Below are 15,258 nucleotides of genomic sequence, written 5' to 3'. Positions count from 1 at the left end.
TGTCTCCACCCGAGACTCAGTGAAATTGAAATCGCTGTGAAGATGCAGCGTTCCCGTGGCAAGACGGAAAGACCCCGTGAACCTTTACTATAGCTTTACACTGAACGTTGAGTTCGTCTGTGTAGGATAGGTGGGAGGCTATGAAACTGTGGCGCTAGCTGCAGTGGAGCCATCCTTGAAATACCACCCTGTCGTGCTTGACGTTCTAACCTGGGCCCATTATCTGGGTCGGGGACCGTGTATGGTGGGTAGTTTGACTGGGGCGGTCTCCTCCTAAAGAGTAACGGAGGAGCTCGAAGGTACGCTCAGCGCGGTCGGACATCGCGCACTGTGTGCAAAGGCATAAGCGTGCTTGACTGCAAGATCGACGGATCAAGCAGGTAGGAAACTAGGACTTAGTGATCCGGTGGTTCTGTATGGAAGGGCCATCGCTCAACGGATAAAAGGTACTCCGGGGATAACAGGCTGATACCGCCCAAGAGTTCATATCGACGGCGGTGTTTGGCACCTCGATGTCGGCTCATCACATCCTGGGGCTGTAGTCGGTCCCAAGGGTATGGCTGTTCGCCATTTAAAGTGGTACGCGAGCTGGGTTCAGAACGTCGTGAGACAGTTCGGTCCCTATCTGCCATGGGCGTTGGAGATTTGAGAGGGGCTGCTCCTAGTACGAGAGGACCGGAGTGGACGAACCTCTGGTGTTCCGGTTGTCACGCCAGTGGCATTGCCGGGTAGCTATGTTCGGAAGCGATAACCGCTGAAAGCATCTAAGCGGGAAGCGCGCCTCAAGATGAGATCTCCCGGGGCACAAGCCCCCTGAAGGAACCATGTAGACTACGTGGTTGATAGGTCAGGTGTGTAAGTACAGCAATGTATTGAGCTAACTGATACTAATGATCCGTGCGGCTTGACCATATAACCTCAAGTTGCCTTGGCTTTACGACAACGTCGTAAGAGCGTCCAAGTGCACGCTACGTCACAAGAACTATGCGAGGCTGGCGCCTTGTCCCATCGGGACGAGTGCGACTCTCCAAAAGCCTCCCTGGTGAAATTAGCGCTGTGGAACCACCCGATCCCATCCCGAACTCGGAAGTGAAACGCAGCTGCGCCGATGGTAGTGTGGCTCAAGCCATGCGAGAGTAGGTCATCGCCAGGGTTTATACCCAAAACCCCGCTGCTCACGCAGCGGGGTTTTTCTTTGTGCGCGGGAAATGCCGGTAGTGCCGGCCGCTGGCCGGCAGGCGCGTTGTTGGAACCGCTGCGAGCGGCGGCGCCAACCAAGGTTGCCGACTACCGATGGCAGGGTGATCACCGATGGATCCACGCCTTGCGCGGATGCTCTCCGCGCGGAGCCAGGGCGCCAACCACGGTTGGCCGCTTCCCACATCAGGCGCACGCCGCAATCGTTTGCCAGGTAGATCCACGCCATGCGTGGATGCCTCTGTGCGGAACCACGGCGCCAACCACGATGGGCCGCTATCGGCGTGACCCATCACGCAGAACACGCAAAAAAAGACGGCGCCCTGCGGGCGCCGTCTTCACATGGATTGTATTGAAAGCCGAGATCAGGCAACCAGCGCCACGTCCTGTGACTCCTGCTGTCGGAACACCGACACTGCATCGTCCAGCGTTCCCGCCTGCGACTGCAGTTCGCGGGCTGCGGCAGTTGCTTCCTCCACCAGCGCAGCATTCTGCTGCGTGGCCTGGTCCATCTGCACCACGGTCTGGTTGATCTGCTCGATGCCGATCGACTGTTCCTGCGACGCGGCAGAGATCTCACGCATGAGGTGGCTGACATTCTCAACACCCCCCACGATCCCCTGCATGCGTTGGCCAGCATCCGCCACCAGTTGGGCACCTTCGCCCACCTGGCGGCCGGCTTCGTCGATCAGCTTCTTGATCTCCTGGGCCGCCGCCGCTGAACGCTGTGCCAGCACCCGCACTTCACTGGCCACCACGGCGAAGCCGCGGCCCTGCTCGCCGGCGCGCGCCGCTTCCACTGCTGCGTTAAGTGCAAGGATGTTGGTCTGGAAGGCGATGCCGTCGATGACGCCCGTGATGTCGCCGATCCGCTTCGACGCGCCTTCGATGGCCTGCATGGTGTCGACGACCCGCTGCATGGCCGCGTTGCCATCACTGGCGGCATTCTGCGTGGAGGCCGCCAGCTCGCTGGCCTCACGCGCATGGGCGGCGTTCTGGCGCACGGTGGCGGTCAGCTCCTCCATTGACGCCGCGGTTTCCTGGAGGTGCGCGGCCTGGCGCTCGCTGCGTTCGGACAGGGCGCCGTTGCCAGCGGCAATTTCGTTGGCCGCCGTGCCGATCGAAGATGCGCACTGCTGGATGCGGCCCACCATGCGCGCCAGCTGGCCCGCCGTGGCGTTCGCATCGCGCTGGATGGCCGCGAAGGCGCCGTGATACTCGCCGCGCATGCGCCGATCCAGATCGCCGTTGGCCAGCGCCGAGAGCATCTGCCGCACTTCATCCACAGTGCTGCCCAGCGTATCGAGCAGCTGGTTGATGCCTCCCGTGAGGCCGTCGAGGAAGCTGGCGCCTTCGGTCGCCTGCAGGCGCTGCTCGAGATCACCGGCGGCGGCGGCGGCGACGATGCCGGCCACGGCGTTCTCCAGCGTGAGTTCGTGGGTCCGGTCATGCCACTCCACGGCAAAGCCCAGGCGCGCGCCCTGATCGTCGAACACCGGTGTGACCACCTGGGCGAAGTGCACCGGGCCGATCTGCACCTTGCCGTTATGCGTGACCTGCAGGCCATTGAGGATGGCGCGGATGCGGTCCGGGTTGGCGTGGAAACGATGGATGCTGCTGCCCACCAGGCGTTCGGCGTCGAAATCGGGGAAGGCCTGTCGCAACGTTGCCTGCTGGTTGCGCAGCAGTGCTACCACCGAGCGGTTCACATAGCGGATCACGTGGTCGTTGTCAGCGATCATCATCGCGGTGCGTGAGGCATCCAGCGCCTGGCGGATCTGCGCGTTCTCGGCATGCGCCGCCGCCTCGCGTCCGCGCTGGGCCTGCACGTGGCGTGCAGTGTCGGCCAGGGCGTGGGCCAGCGAACCCGGCGCATAGGCGCTGGTGTCGGCATGTGCACCAAGATCGGCGCCGGTGGCGATATCGCGTGCCAGCGCCGCAAGGCGACGCGGGCCATGGCCAAGTGTCTCGGTCTGCTGGCGAAGCCGCAGTGCGACCTGGCCGAGGAACAGGGTCAGGCCCGCGAACATGCCGGCCTGCAGCAGCGTCGGCCACGCTGTGGCACCGCTCAGCAACGGGGCCAGCAGTGCGAGCGTGCCCACCCCACCGGCCAGCCACACCGGCAGCCGATCGCGGTGTCCCAGCAGCACGCCCAGCAACAGGGCAACCGGCAGTGCCGGTGACAGGCCGACGATCGCGCACACCAGGGCCAGTTGCAGCGACAGCAGCGAGGCCAGGCCATTGCGGGCGATGCCACGGCCAACCTGGGATCCGCCCAGCCACGCCGCAGGCAGCACTGCAGCGGCAGCCAGCACGGCGGCCTGCACCTGTGGACCACGCAGGGCCAGCACCAGGCCAGCCAGGCCCAGTGCTGCGCTGCCGATCAGCAGGCGGCGATCAGCGCGGCGGGCGAGCTGCTGCAGGTGCGGCAGGCGAGCGGTATCGGGGGGACGGGAGAATGCAGCGGACATCGGCGACTCCTGGATCAGCAGACGACAACGGCCACGCGGTGACGCACGCAGGACTGCGTGGCCAGGGCATGGACCGGGAATTCGGGGAATGCGACGCAATCAACGTCGCGCAGACGGGGCGCCGTGACCACATCCTGTGGGTGACGGTGCAATGGAGCGGGCATGCGGACTTCCTTGCAGAACCAGACACACGCCGCAGGCCCGACCGGACCTGCGTGCTGCAGGCGCAGCGGCCCGCAACTGATGTATCGGCCGCAACTGCGCAGAGTGAAGTGCGCGGACGCCGCGACTCAGCCGGCGTTGTCGTTGCTGAAGAAGCGCAGGATCACCTCGGCGATCTGCGCCGGATCTTCCATGTGCAGGTGATGGTTGCCGGGAAACACCGCCAACCGCCCATCGCGCAGGTGCTGCAGGCGATCGCTGCGCATCGGCTCGGGATAGTAGGACTGCGCCGGCGTGGCATAGATCACCTGCGTCGGGCAGGCGATGGCCTGCAGCAGGTTGTCGATCTGGCCTTCGCTGAGGCGGATCGCAGTCGGCAGCATCAGACGCGGGTCGCTGCACCAGCGATAGCCACCTTCGACCGGCTCCACGCCGCGCTCGACCAGCAGCCGTGCACAGCGCTCGCTCAGCTGGTTGGTCATCATCCGCGCGCGGATCGGCGCGGCCAGGTCGGGGAACACGCGCAGTTGCTTGCGCGCCAGCCCACGCGTGGCATTCACGTGCTCGCGCAGGCGGTTGGCGGTGTCTTCTTCCGGACCGCGCAGGCCGCCGAGCGCTTCGATCGCCACCAACCGCTCCACGCGATCACTGACCGAGGCGGTGAGGCTGGCGATGCCGGCGCCCATCGAATGGCCGAGCAGGCTGAAACGGTCCCAGCCCAGCGCGTCGGCGACATCGAGTACATGACAGATCGCAGCGGCCGTGGTGTAGCTGGCACCGGCCGGCAGATGCGCGCTGTGGCCGTGACCGGGCAGGTCGATGGCCACCAGCTGCAGCGAGGACAGGTGCGGGGCCAGTGGCACGAAGCTGGCGGCGTTGTCGAGCCAGCCATGCAGGGCCAGCACGCGTGGGCCGTCGCCGTGGTTGCGCAGGCCAGCGACGCGGGCGCCACCGACCTCGAGCTCAAGCGGTTGCAGGCTCATGCCAACGAGGCCACGGCCAGCCGTGCCAGTGCGCGCGCATGTTCCGGCTCGGCATTGAGGCACGGGATGTAGCGCATTTTCGCGCCGCGCTCGGCCAGCGTTTCGGTGAAGCCCATCGCGACCTCTTCCAGCGTCTCCAGGCAGTCGGTGGCGAAGCCCGGGCAGACCACGTCGATCTGCTTCACCCCGGACTCGGCCAATGCCCACAGGCTGGGCTCGGCGTACGGCTGCAGCCAGCGCTCGCGGCCAAACCGCGACTGGTAGCCCATCTGCCACTCGTCCCTGCCCAGGCCCAGCGCGTTGGCGATGGCCTGTGCGCTGGCTTCGCAGCGCTGTGGATACGGATCGCCACCATCGGCCAGGCGCTGCGGAATGCCATGGAAGGAGAACATCAGCTTCTGCCCACGACCGTGCTGCTCCCAGTAGCGCCGGATCGAGCCGGCCACGGCCTCGACCCAGCCCGGATCGACCGAGTAGTCGCGAACCAGGCTGACGGTTACGCCCGGGTTGCGGCGCTGCCACGCATCGACCCGGTCCTCGACCGAGGCGGTGGTGGTGGTGGAATACTGCGGATACAGCGGCAGTACCACGATGCGGCGCGCGCCGTCGGCGGCCAGCCGGTCCAGCTCGCTGGCCAGCGCCGGTTCGCCGTAACGCATCGCGTGGCGCACCGTCAGGGTCGGCAGCAGGGCCTGCATGGCCTGCGCCAGCTGGCGCGTATGCACCATCAGCGGTGAGCCGTCGGGCAGCCAGACCTGTGCGTACTTGGCCGCCGAACGGCCGCTGCGCAGCGGCAGGATCAACCCGCGCAGCAACGGCTGCCACAGCAGCGCCGGGATCGAGACCACGCGGGGGTCGGACAGGAATTCAGCCAGGTAACGGCGTACGGCAGGGGCCGTCGGCGTCTCGGGCGTGCCTAGGTTGACCGCCAGCACGGCGGTATCGGGTGCGTCGAGCATGGGCAGTATTGTCGCCGATCCAGTGCCGCGCCGGGATGCAAGGTTCGGATTGCAGGCATAGCGCGCATCAATGTGAGCAGGGAACGCTCATTGGGGATTCATGACAACACTACTAATTTCAGTCACTTGCTATATCTTCCTATGGACTGACTTCTGGAGCCTGCCATGCGTCGCCCGATCCAAGCCCTGCTGATCGCCGCCAGTCTGCTGTCCAGCCAGGCCATGGCCGGGCCGCAGGAAGACCAGCGTGCGCGCAACGCTGTGCGTGTGCTGGCTGAAATCCAGGGGATCCCTGAACAGGGCATCCCGGACAAGTTGCTCGACGAAGGCCGCGCGGTCATCGTCATTCCCGACACGATCAAGGCCGGTCTGGTCATCGGCGGTCGCCGCGGCCACGGCCTGATGTCGGTGCGCATGGCCAATGGCGCCTGGTCCAACCCGGTGTTCGTCAAGCTCACCGGCGGCAGCATCGGCTTCCAGGCCGGTGTGCAGTCCTCGGACGTGGTGCTGGTGTTCCGCAACGATCGCAGCCTGGACAATCTGGTCAACGGCAAGTTCACCCTGGGTGCCGATGCCGGCGTCGCTGCCGGTCCGGTGGGACGCAACGCCGCCGCGGCCACCGACGGCCAGCTGAAGGCCGAGATCTGGTCCTGGTCGCGCGCCCGCGGCCTGTTTGCCGGTGTCGCGCTGGACGGCGCGGTGCTGCAGATCGACGATGCCGCCAACCTCGATGCCTACGGCAGCAACACCACGCCGCGGATGATCTTCGAAGGTCGCGCCGCCGGTTCGCCGTCGATGGATGTGGTCGCCTTCCGCGATCGCCTGGAAGAGGCCACCTACGCTGCGCGCAACAACCGCAGCGGCAACGGCGGCAGCGCGCCGCGCCCGGCAGCGGCCCCGGCAGTTGCTCCGGCGCCTGTTCAGGCAGCACCGGCCGCCCCAGCCGAGGCCACCACCGCACCGCTGCAGAACGTTCCGCAGAACCCGCCGCCTCAGCAGCAGGGCTTCCAGCCGGTCAACGACGGCGAAATCCGCACGGAAACGCTGGGCGGAAACTGACTTTCGTCACGCGCGCCGGCTAACACCCGGTGCGCTATGCTCGACAGCCTGATCACTAACGTAACGAGCGTCTTTATGGGCAGTTTCAGCATCTGGCATTGGTTGGTCGTGCTGGCCATCGTCCTGCTGGTGTTCGGCACCAAGCGCCTGACCAGCGGCGCCAAGGACCTCGGTTCGGCGGTCAAGGAATTCAAGAAGGGCATGCGCGACGAAGACAAGCCGAACGCGCAGCTGGGCGATGAGTCGCGCAGCCAGGACGCCTCGCGCACCGCGCAGGACGAGCACGACCGCAACGCACGTTGATCCGGAGCGGTTGCGGTGTTCGATATCGGCTTCAGCGAACTGCTGGTGATTGCAGTGGTCGCCCTGGTGGTGCTCGGTCCCGAGCGCCTGCCCAAGGCGGCCCGCTTCGCCGGCCTGTGGGTGCGTCGTGCCCGCAATCAATGGGATTCGGTGAAACAGGAACTGGAACGCGAGCTGCAGGCCGAGGAGATCAAGCGGCAGATGCAGGACGTGCGCCAGGGCATGCAGGACACCGAGAACCAGCTGCGCGCCAGCGGCGAAGCGATCCGTCGCGAAGCCCAGCAGGCGCAGCAGCAGGGCGATGATCTGGTGCAGGAAGTCCGTGCACCGGCACCAGCGGATCTGCCGCCGCACATGAGCGCCGCGCCCGATGCCGTTGAACCGACGCAGGACGGTGGTGCCGCCGAGCCGGTTTCGGCCGCGCCCGCTGAAGCCGGTACGCCGCCGGCGCAGAGCACGGAGCGCCAGCCATGAGTGAACAGGATTTCGGCGAGAGCTCACTGGTCGAACACCTGGTGGAACTGCGCGGCCGCCTGGTGCGCGCATTGCTGGGCCTGGGCGTGGTGCTGCTGGCGCTGCTGCCGTTCACCCAGAAGCTGTACAACGCATTGGCCGAACCGCTGGTCTCGCAGCTGCCCAACGGGCAGACGATGATCGCCACCAATCCGGCAGGTGCCTTCTTCGCGCCGCTGAAGCTGACCTTCTTCGTCGCCCTGTTCGTGGCGGTGCCGTGGCTGCTGTACCAGCTGTGGGCGTTCGTCGCGCCGGGCCTTTACGCGCGAGAAAAGCGCCTGGCGGTGCCGCTGCTGGTGTCATCGGTGCTGCTGTTCTACACCGGTTGCGCCTTCGCCTACTTCCTGGTGCTGCCGGCGGTGTTCCACTTCCTCACCACCTTCAGCCCGGACGTGATCGCCATTACGCCGGATGCGAACGCCTATCTGGACTTCGTGCTGGCGATCTTCTTCGCCTTCGGCGGCAGTTTCGAACTGCCGGTGGCGATGGTGATCCTGGTGCTGCTGGGCTGGGTGACGCCGCAGCAGTTCAAGGAAGGCCGCGGCTACGCGATCGTCGGCATCTTCGTGGTGGCGGCGGTGCTGACCCCGCCGGACGTGGTGTCGCAGCTGATGCTGGCGATCCCGATGTGCCTGCTGTACGAGCTGGGCATCCACGCCGCACGCTGGCTGGTGCCATCGTCGGTAGTGAAGAAGCCCGCCGCGTGATGCGGTAGCGCCGGGCCATGCCCGGCGTGCGGGGTTCGATGTGATGCCACCGCCGGGCATGGCCCGGCGCTACCGGTGGGACCGGTCAGGCGTGGAACACGTCGCTGGAGGTCGGCGTGGTCGGAATCGGCGGCGCCGCGCGGCTGCCGCGGTGCACGAACATCTGCTTCCACGCGGCGTAGACCGCGCCGACATACAGCGGCATCAACACCGTGGTCAGCACCAGCTGGGCGATGAAGGCGGCGGCCAGCGGGCCACCGATCAGCATCGCGATCTGGATCACGATCACGAACAGGATGTACATGCAGAACGCGGCGATCAGGCCGAGTGCGGCGAACACGATCATCGCGCCGATGTTCTCGATGCAGCCCTGCAGGCTCAGGCGCAGCGCGTGCATGCCGCTCTGCTTGTCGAACACCACCAGCGCCGGCTGGGTGAACATCGCCAGCGACAGCGCGACCGCGCTCAGGAACACCAGCAGCATCCACAGCGCGATGCGCTTGGCCGGCAGGTTGGCAACCAGCGCGGCGGCATCGTCCGGCTTGATCTGCTGGCCACTGCGGCTGATCTCTTCCATCTTGGTCATGACCTCGCTGAAGGCCGTGAAGCCCTCGCGGCCGATCATCAGGAACAGCAGCGCGCCCAGCAGCAGCACCGCCAGCACCTGGATCGCCAGCGGCACCAGCAGGTGGCTGACGCGGTGGTCGCGGATCGGCTGCAGCAGGTGCGAAGCCAGGCCCGGGCGGCCTTCGTCGATCTCGCCCACGGCATACAGCATGCCGCCGAACATGATCGGCGAGATGGCCAGCGTCATCAGCTGCACGGCCATGCCGGCGGCGCCGGGAATCAGCGTCGACAACAGCGTGACCACCCAGCTCACCAGCAGCCAGGTCAGGCCGATCCGGGCCAGCTGCAGCGGCGCACGCCGGTACAGGGAGAACGTATCCAGCAACCACTGGGCGCCCGCCGAAGCCGGCAGCTTGCGAATCTCTTTCATGGACATCCGGGAAGGACAGGAGGGGGCCGGGCGGCTGCCCGTGCCGCCGATTATCCCTGTTTTGCCGCCGGCTGGGCTGAAGACAGCCGCGCCTGGCGGACGAAGCGGCGCAACAGCTGGCGGGCCAGCGGCGCGGCACTGACCGCGCGCTCGATGCTGCGGGCGCAGCCGCCATGGCGGCCGATGCAGTCGGCGCGGGCACGCACGTAGCCACGCATGTGGTGGGTGGCGAACTCCGGATGGAACTGCACGCCCCAGGCCTGGCGCCCCCAGCGGAAGGCATGGCAGCCGTCCAGCGGCGAACGGGCCAGCACCTCGGCCCCGTCGGGCGCGCGCAGCACGGTCTGCAGATGGGTGGCGTGGGCGGCAAAATGCTGCGGCAGGCCCTGGAACAGCGGGTCCTGCGCGGCCTGCGGCTGCAGTTCCAGCTCGATCGTGCCGGACTCGCGGCCGGCCGGGTTGTAGGCCACCTCACCACCCAGCGCATGTGCCAGCAGCTGATGGCCGTAGCAGATGCCGAACACCGGCAGGTCGTCGTGGGCGGTCTGGCGCAGCCACGCGGCGCTGCGCTCGCTCCAGTCGGCATGGTCGGTGACGAAGGCGGCCGAGCCGGTCACCAGCACGCCCGCGAAGGCGTGCGGATCGGGCAGGGCGCCACCGTGCTCGACATCGACCACCACGGTCTCGTGTTCTTCCAGCCCGGCGGCGACGCGGATCCAGTGCGGGAAGCGCCCGTAGCGGCGCAGCGACGGCACCGGGCGGCCGGTTTCAAGGATCAGGAACGGGGCTGGGTTCATCCGGGGGCGGCAGGACTGACAGGACTTCCTCGATTGTAGTCAGCCCCTGCGCCACCTTTTCAAGCCCGGCCTGGCGCAGGGTTCGCAGCCCTTCAGTACGCGCGGCACGGGTGAAACCGGCCAGGTCCATGTCGGCGCGGATCTGCCCGCGCAGCCGCGAACCCAATGGCAGCAACTCATACAGGCCGATACGGCCGAGGAATCCGGTGCGCCGGCACTCCAGGCAACCGACCGGCCGACAGGGCGTGGCGGCATCTGGATATGCGGCATGGCTATCAGCCAGCACCGCCCAATCGGCCGCGCCGAGGCTGTGCGGCTGCTTGCAGTGCGGGCACAGCGTGCGCACCAGGCGCTGGGCGAGGATGCCGTTGAGGGTACTGGCCAGCAGGTAATGCGGCACGCCCAGGTCGAGCAGGCGGGTGACCGCCGATGGCGCGTCGTTGGTGTGCAGGGTGGACAGCACCAGGTGGCCGGTCAGCGAGGCCTGCACCGCCATCTGCGCGGTCTCCAGGTCGCGGATCTCGCCGATCATGATGATGTCCGGGTCCTGCCGCAGCAGGGTGCGCACGCCGCTGGCGAAGTCCAGGTCGATGTTGGCCTGCACCTGCATCTGGTTGAATTCGGGCGCGATCATCTCGATCGGGTCCTCCACTGTGCACACGTTCACGTCCGGCGTGGCCAGCCGCTTCAGCGTGGAATACAGGGTGGTGGTCTTGCCCGAGCCGGTCGGGCCGGTGACCAGCACGATGCCGTGCGGGCGCTCGACCAGCGCATTCCAGCCAGCGGCTTCCTGCGGGCTGAAACCGAGCTGGTCGATGCTCTTGAAGGCCGCATCCGGGTCGAAGATGCGCATCACGCACTTCTCGCCGAAGGCGGTGGGCATGGTCGACAGGCGCATTTCGACCTCGCGGCCACCCGGCGAGCGGGTCTTGATGCGGCCATCCTGCGGACGCCGGCGCTCGGCCAGGTCCATGCGGCCAAGCACTTTGATACGGCTGACCACCGCGGTCATCACCGCCGGCGGCACTTCGAACACCTTGTGCAGCACACCGTCGATGCGGAAGCGCATGCGCCCCATCTCGCGGCGTGGCTCCAGGTGGATGTCCGAAGCGCGCTGTTCGTAGGCGTACTGCAGCAGCCAGTCGACGATGTGCACGATGTGCTGGTCGTCGGCATTGACGTCGCCGGTGCGGCCCAGCTCGACCAGCTGTTCGAAGCTGGGCAGGGTGGTGCTGGCCTCGCCGCGCACATCGCCACGGGCGCCGCGCACCGAGCGGGTCACCCCGTAGAACTCCATGGTGTAGCGGTGGAGGTCCAGCGGATTGACCACCGCCAGCTCGATGCGGCGGCGGGTCAGGTGCTGCAGGTCACGACGCCATTCCTGCACCAGCGGCTCGCTGGTGGCTACCAGCACGCGCTCGGCATCCACTGCCAATGGCAGGAAGCGGTGGCGGCGGGCGTAGGCATGCGACACCAGCGCGGTGACCGCGGCGACGTCCACCCGGGTCGGGTCGATGCGCAGGTAGCGGCTGCCGGTGCGCTGCGCCAGCCACTCGGTCAGGCGTTCCAGGGTCAGTTCGCCGCCGCCGGTCGCGGCCAGTTTGAGGTTGGACAGCAGTACCAGCGGATGCACTTCACTGGCGTTGCGCGCGCCCTGTGCGGAAAACCGCATGCGCTCGCGGTCCTGCTCGGCCACCAGTCCATCGGCGGCCAGGGCTGCGGCAATCTGCTCGAAATGCAGCCGTCCCCAGGGCAGCGGGACGCCGCCCGCCTCGCCGGGCGTGCCTGCCGGCAGCCGATGTTCCATCTGCCTGCTCCTCCCGGGTACGGAATGCCCCGCAGGTCGGCCGTTATACTAGCGCACCCCCTTGCCGGCCAAGACTCGTACGCATGTCCGCGACCCCGACCGTTCCGATCACCTTCCAGGGCCTGATCCAGACCCTGAACCAGTTCTGGGCCCAGCAGGGCTGCGTGCTCATCCAGCCGCTCGACCTGGAGGTGGGCGCCGGTACCTTCCACCCGGCCACCTTCCTGCGTGCGATCGGTCCGGAGGGCTGGAACGCGGCCTACGTGCAGCCCTCGCGCCGCCCGACCGACGGCCGCTACGGCGAGAACCCGAACCGCCTGCAGCGCTACTACCAGTACCAGGTGGCGATGAAGCCGGCGCCGGACAACATCCAGCAGCTGTACCTGGATTCGCTGAAGGCGCTGGGCATCGACCCGCTGGTGCACGACCTGCGCTTCGTCGAGGACAACTGGGAATCGCCGACGCTGGGTGCCTGGGGCCTGGGCTGGGAAGTCTGGCTCAACGGCATGGAGGTGACCCAGTTCACCTACTTCCAGCAGGCCGGTGGCCTGGAGTGCCGCCCGGTGCTGGGCGAGATCACCTACGGTCTCGAACGCCTGTGCATGTACCTGCAGAACTGCGACAACGTCTACGACCTGGTCTGGACCTACGGCCCGGACGGCCAGCCGGTGACCTACGGCGACGTCTACCACCAGAACGAGGTGGAGCAGAGCACCTACAACTTCGAATACGCCGACGTGGAAGAGCTGTTCCACCGCTTCGATGCCTGCGAGCGTGAAGCGCAGAAGCTGGTGGAAGTGAACCTGCCGCTGCCGGCCTACGAGCAGGTGATGAAGGCCAGCCATACCTTCAACCTGCTCGATGCACGCCGTGCGATCAGCGTGACCGAGCGCCAGCGCTACATCCTGCGCGTGCGCGCGCTGGCCCAGGCGGTGGCCAAGGCGTACTACGAGCAGCGCGAGAAGCTGGGCTTCCCGGGCGCGAAGAAGGCCTGACGGCCGCTCCCTCCCTCTCTCAACTTCCGGGGCGCCGGACGCGTTGCGCGCTGCGCCCCCACCACAGGATCGAACCGATGAGCCAACTGTCCCCCCTGCTGATTGAACTGGGCACCGAGGAGCTGCCGGTCAAGGCGCTGCCGGGCCTGGCCCAGGCGTTCTTCGACGGTGTCGTCGAAGGCCTGCGCAAGCGCGGCGTCGCGCTGGAACTGGGCGATGCACGCCCGCTGTCGACCCCGCGCCGACTGGCCGTGCTGCTGCCGGGCGTCGGCCTGGAACAGCCGGAACAGCACAGCGAAGTGCTGGGCCCGTACCTGAACATCGCGCTGGACGCCGAAGGCCAGCCGACCAAGGCCCTGCAGGGCTTCGCCGCCAAGGCCGGGATCGACTGGACCGCGCTGGAGAAGACCACCGACAACAAGGGTGAGCGCTTCGTGCACCGCGCGGTGACCCCGGGCGCGAGCACCGCCAGCCTGCTGCCGGAGATCCTGCGCGAGGCGATCGCGGCGATGCCGATTCCCAAGCCGATGCGCTGGGGCGACCACGCCTGGGGCTTCGCCCGCCCGGCGCACTGGCTGGTGCTGCTGCACGGCGCCAACGTGGTCGAAGCCGAACTGTTCGGCCTGCAGGCTGGTCGTGTAAGCCGTGGCCATCGCTTCCACCACGACCAGACCGTGTCGCTGGCGCAGCCGCAGGAGTACGTTGAAGCGCTGCGCGCTGCGTTCGTGCTGGTCGACCCGAGCGAGCGCCGCGCGCGCATCGTCGCCGAGGTCGAGGCTGCCGCGGCCAAGGCCGGTGGCAGCGCTCGCATCACCGACGACAACCTGGAGCAGGTGGTGAACCTGGTCGAGTGGCCGTCGGCGGTGCTGTGCAGCTTCGAGCGCGCGTTCCTGGCGGTGCCGCAGGAAGCGCTGATCGAGACGATGGAGATCAACCAGAAGTTCTTCCCGGTGCTGGACGCCGCAGGCACGCTGACCGAGAAGTTCATCGGCATCGCCAACATCGAATCGAAGGACGTGGCCGAAGTGGCCAAGGGCTACGAGCGCGTGATCCGCCCGCGCTTCGCCGATGCCAAGTTCTTCTTCGACGAGGACCTGAAGCAGGGCCTGGCATCGATGGGCGACGGCCTGAAGACGGTGACCTACCAGGCCAAGCTGGGCAGCGTGGCCGACAAGGTGGCGCGCGTGGCCGCATTGGCCGAAGTGATCGCGCCGCAGGTCGGCGCCGATCCGGCGCAGGCCAGGCGCGCCGCCGAGCTGGCCAAGAACGACCTGCAGTCGCGCATGGTCAATGAATTCCCGGAACTGCAGGGCATCGCCGGCCGTCACTACGCCGTGGCCGGTGGTGAATCGGCCGAGGTGGCACTGGCCATCGACGAGGCCTACCAGCCGCGCTTCGGTGGTGATGACATCGCGCTGTCGCCGCTGGGCAAGGTGCTGGCCATTGCTGAACGCGTGGACACCCTGGCCGGTGGCTTCGCCGCGGGCCTGAAGCCGACCGGCAACAAGGATCCGTTCGCCCTGCGCCGCAACGCGCTGGGCCTGGCCCGCACGATCATCGAAAGCGGCTTCGAGCTGGACCTGCGCGCGCTGCTGGCCAGCGCCAACGCTGGCCTGGCGGCGCGCAACGTGCAGGCCGACGTCGGCGAGCTGTACGACTTCATCCTCGACCGCCTGAAGGGTTACTACGGCGACAAGAACGTGCCGGCCACGCACTTCAACGCGGTGGCCGAGCTGAAGCCTGCCTCGCTGTATGACTTCGACCGCCGCCTGGATGCGATCGGCACCTTCGCCGCGCTGCCGGAAGCCGAAGCGCTGGCTGCGGCCAACAAGCGCATCCGCAACATCCTGCGCAAGGCCGAGGGCGACATTCCGGCCCAGATCGACCCGGCGCTGCTGCAGGAAGACGCCGAGCGCGCGCTGGCCGAAGCGGTCACCGCAGCCATCGACGACACCGGCGCCAGCCTGCACCAGAAGGATTACGTGGCCGTGCTGGCGCGCCTGGCGCGCCTGCGCCCGCAGGTCGACGCGTTCTTCGATGGCGTGATGGTCAATGCAGAGGATCCAGCGCTGCGTGGCAACCGCCTGGCGCTGCTGACGATGCTGGGCGAACGCCTGGGCAAGGTGGCGGCGATCGAGCATCTGTCGAGCTGATCGGTGGCCCATCCACGCATGGCGTGGATCTACTGGCATTGACCCATCGGTAGCGCCGGGCCACGCCCGGCGTCACCGAACAATGTCCATCGGGGTCATTGCCGGCATCGCGCACGATGCCGGCATCCTCGCCTGCGATCACGACGATCGCCACA

The 15,258-nt window shown here is 67.2% G+C and carries 12 protein-coding genes and 2 rRNA genes (1 of these 14 only partly in view); 8 read left to right on the top strand and 6 right to left on the bottom strand.

Annotation, left to right across the window (positions count from 1 at the left end; genetic code table 11):
* Both QP552_RS20650 and rrf read left to right on the top strand, forming a co-directional pair.
* A 23S ribosomal RNA gene (locus tag QP552_RS20650) occupies positions 1-912 on the top strand; it begins 1,968 nt to the left of the window's first position.
* Between the two features lie 126 nt (positions 913-1,038).
* Positions 1,039-1,153, top strand: a 5S ribosomal RNA gene (gene rrf, locus QP552_RS20645).
* Positions 1,154-1,562: 409 nt separating this feature from the next.
* Here rrf and QP552_RS20640 read toward each other — a convergent pair.
* The 3 genes from QP552_RS20640 to hemH form a co-directional block, all read right to left on the bottom strand.
* Positions 1,563-3,668: a methyl-accepting chemotaxis protein gene (locus tag QP552_RS20640; RefSeq protein WP_286074573.1), complete on the bottom strand. Its 2,106-nt coding sequence runs from the start codon at positions 3,666-3,668 to the stop codon at positions 1,563-1,565.
* Between the two features lie 290 nt (positions 3,669-3,958).
* On the bottom strand, positions 3,959-4,813 hold the full coding sequence (locus QP552_RS20635; RefSeq protein WP_197620591.1) for an alpha/beta hydrolase: 855 nt from the start codon (positions 4,811-4,813) through the stop codon (positions 3,959-3,961).
* The gene (gene hemH / locus QP552_RS20630; protein WP_106549794.1) at positions 4,810-5,772 is read right to left on the bottom strand and encodes a ferrochelatase; all 963 of its coding nucleotides are present in this window, start codon (positions 5,770-5,772) and stop codon (positions 4,810-4,812) included. The genes QP552_RS20635 and hemH overlap by 4 nt, the downstream gene beginning before the upstream one ends.
* A gap of 165 nt (positions 5,773-5,937) precedes the next feature.
* Here hemH and QP552_RS20625 point away from each other — a divergent pair, with 165 nt between their 5' ends.
* The 4 genes from QP552_RS20625 to tatC all read left to right on the top strand — a co-directional run bounded on the left by QP552_RS20625 (position 5,938) and on the right by tatC (position 8,354).
* Positions 5,938-6,831, top strand: a complete 894-nt coding sequence (locus QP552_RS20625) for a YSC84-related protein (RefSeq protein WP_106549795.1) — start codon at positions 5,938-5,940, stop codon at positions 6,829-6,831.
* Between the two features lie 75 nt (positions 6,832-6,906).
* Complete coding sequence (tatA, locus tag QP552_RS20620) at positions 6,907-7,134, top strand: Sec-independent protein translocase subunit TatA (RefSeq protein WP_005420453.1); 228 nt, start codon at positions 6,907-6,909, stop codon at positions 7,132-7,134.
* A 15-nt stretch (positions 7,135-7,149) separates the two neighbouring features.
* A complete protein-coding gene (gene tatB, locus QP552_RS20615; protein ID WP_286074571.1) occupies positions 7,150-7,608 on the top strand; it encodes a Sec-independent protein translocase protein TatB in 459 nt (152 codons plus the stop codon).
* Complete coding sequence (tatC, locus tag QP552_RS20610) at positions 7,605-8,354, top strand: twin-arginine translocase subunit TatC (RefSeq protein WP_010482410.1); 750 nt, start codon at positions 7,605-7,607, stop codon at positions 8,352-8,354. Before tatB ends, tatC begins: the two co-directional genes overlap by 4 nt.
* 85 nt (positions 8,355-8,439) lie before the next feature.
* On the opposite strand, the gene QP552_RS20605 is transcribed toward tatC, so the two are convergent.
* Genes QP552_RS20605 through QP552_RS20595 form a run of 3 tightly spaced genes read right to left on the bottom strand, consistent with a single transcriptional unit; the run spans position 8,440 to position 11,955 of the window.
* A complete protein-coding gene (locus QP552_RS20605) occupies positions 8,440-9,351 on the bottom strand; it encodes a BPSS1780 family membrane protein (protein WP_005411674.1) in 912 nt (303 codons plus the stop codon).
* A gap of 50 nt (positions 9,352-9,401) precedes the next feature.
* Positions 9,402-10,148: a glutamine amidotransferase gene (locus tag QP552_RS20600; protein WP_033835362.1), complete on the bottom strand. Its 747-nt coding sequence runs from the start codon at positions 10,146-10,148 to the stop codon at positions 9,402-9,404.
* Positions 10,120-11,955, bottom strand: a complete 1,836-nt coding sequence (locus QP552_RS20595; RefSeq protein ID WP_286074569.1) for a GspE/PulE family protein — start codon at positions 11,953-11,955, stop codon at positions 10,120-10,122. The genes QP552_RS20600 and QP552_RS20595 overlap by 29 nt, the downstream gene beginning before the upstream one ends.
* An 83-nt stretch (positions 11,956-12,038) precedes the next feature.
* On the opposite strand from QP552_RS20595, the gene glyQ reads away from it, so the two are divergent.
* Positions 12,039-12,950, top strand: coding sequence for a glycine--tRNA ligase subunit alpha (gene glyQ, locus QP552_RS20590; RefSeq protein ID WP_049430272.1), 912 nt, complete (start codon positions 12,039-12,041; stop codon positions 12,948-12,950).
* 77 nt (positions 12,951-13,027) lie between these two features.
* Positions 13,028-15,103 (top strand): glycine--tRNA ligase subunit beta, encoded by a 2,076-nt coding sequence (glyS, locus tag QP552_RS20585; RefSeq protein WP_286074567.1) that lies wholly within the window; start codon positions 13,028-13,030, stop codon positions 15,101-15,103.
* Positions 15,104-15,258: the final 155 nt, after the last annotated feature.

The organism is Stenotrophomonas sp. 59, from assembly GCF_030291095.1.
Taxonomy (GTDB): Bacteria; Pseudomonadota; Gammaproteobacteria; order Xanthomonadales; family Xanthomonadaceae; genus Stenotrophomonas; species Stenotrophomonas maltophilia_Q.
The sequence above is the reverse complement of the archived record's forward strand: the minus strand, read 5'-3'. Positions and strand labels throughout refer to the sequence as shown.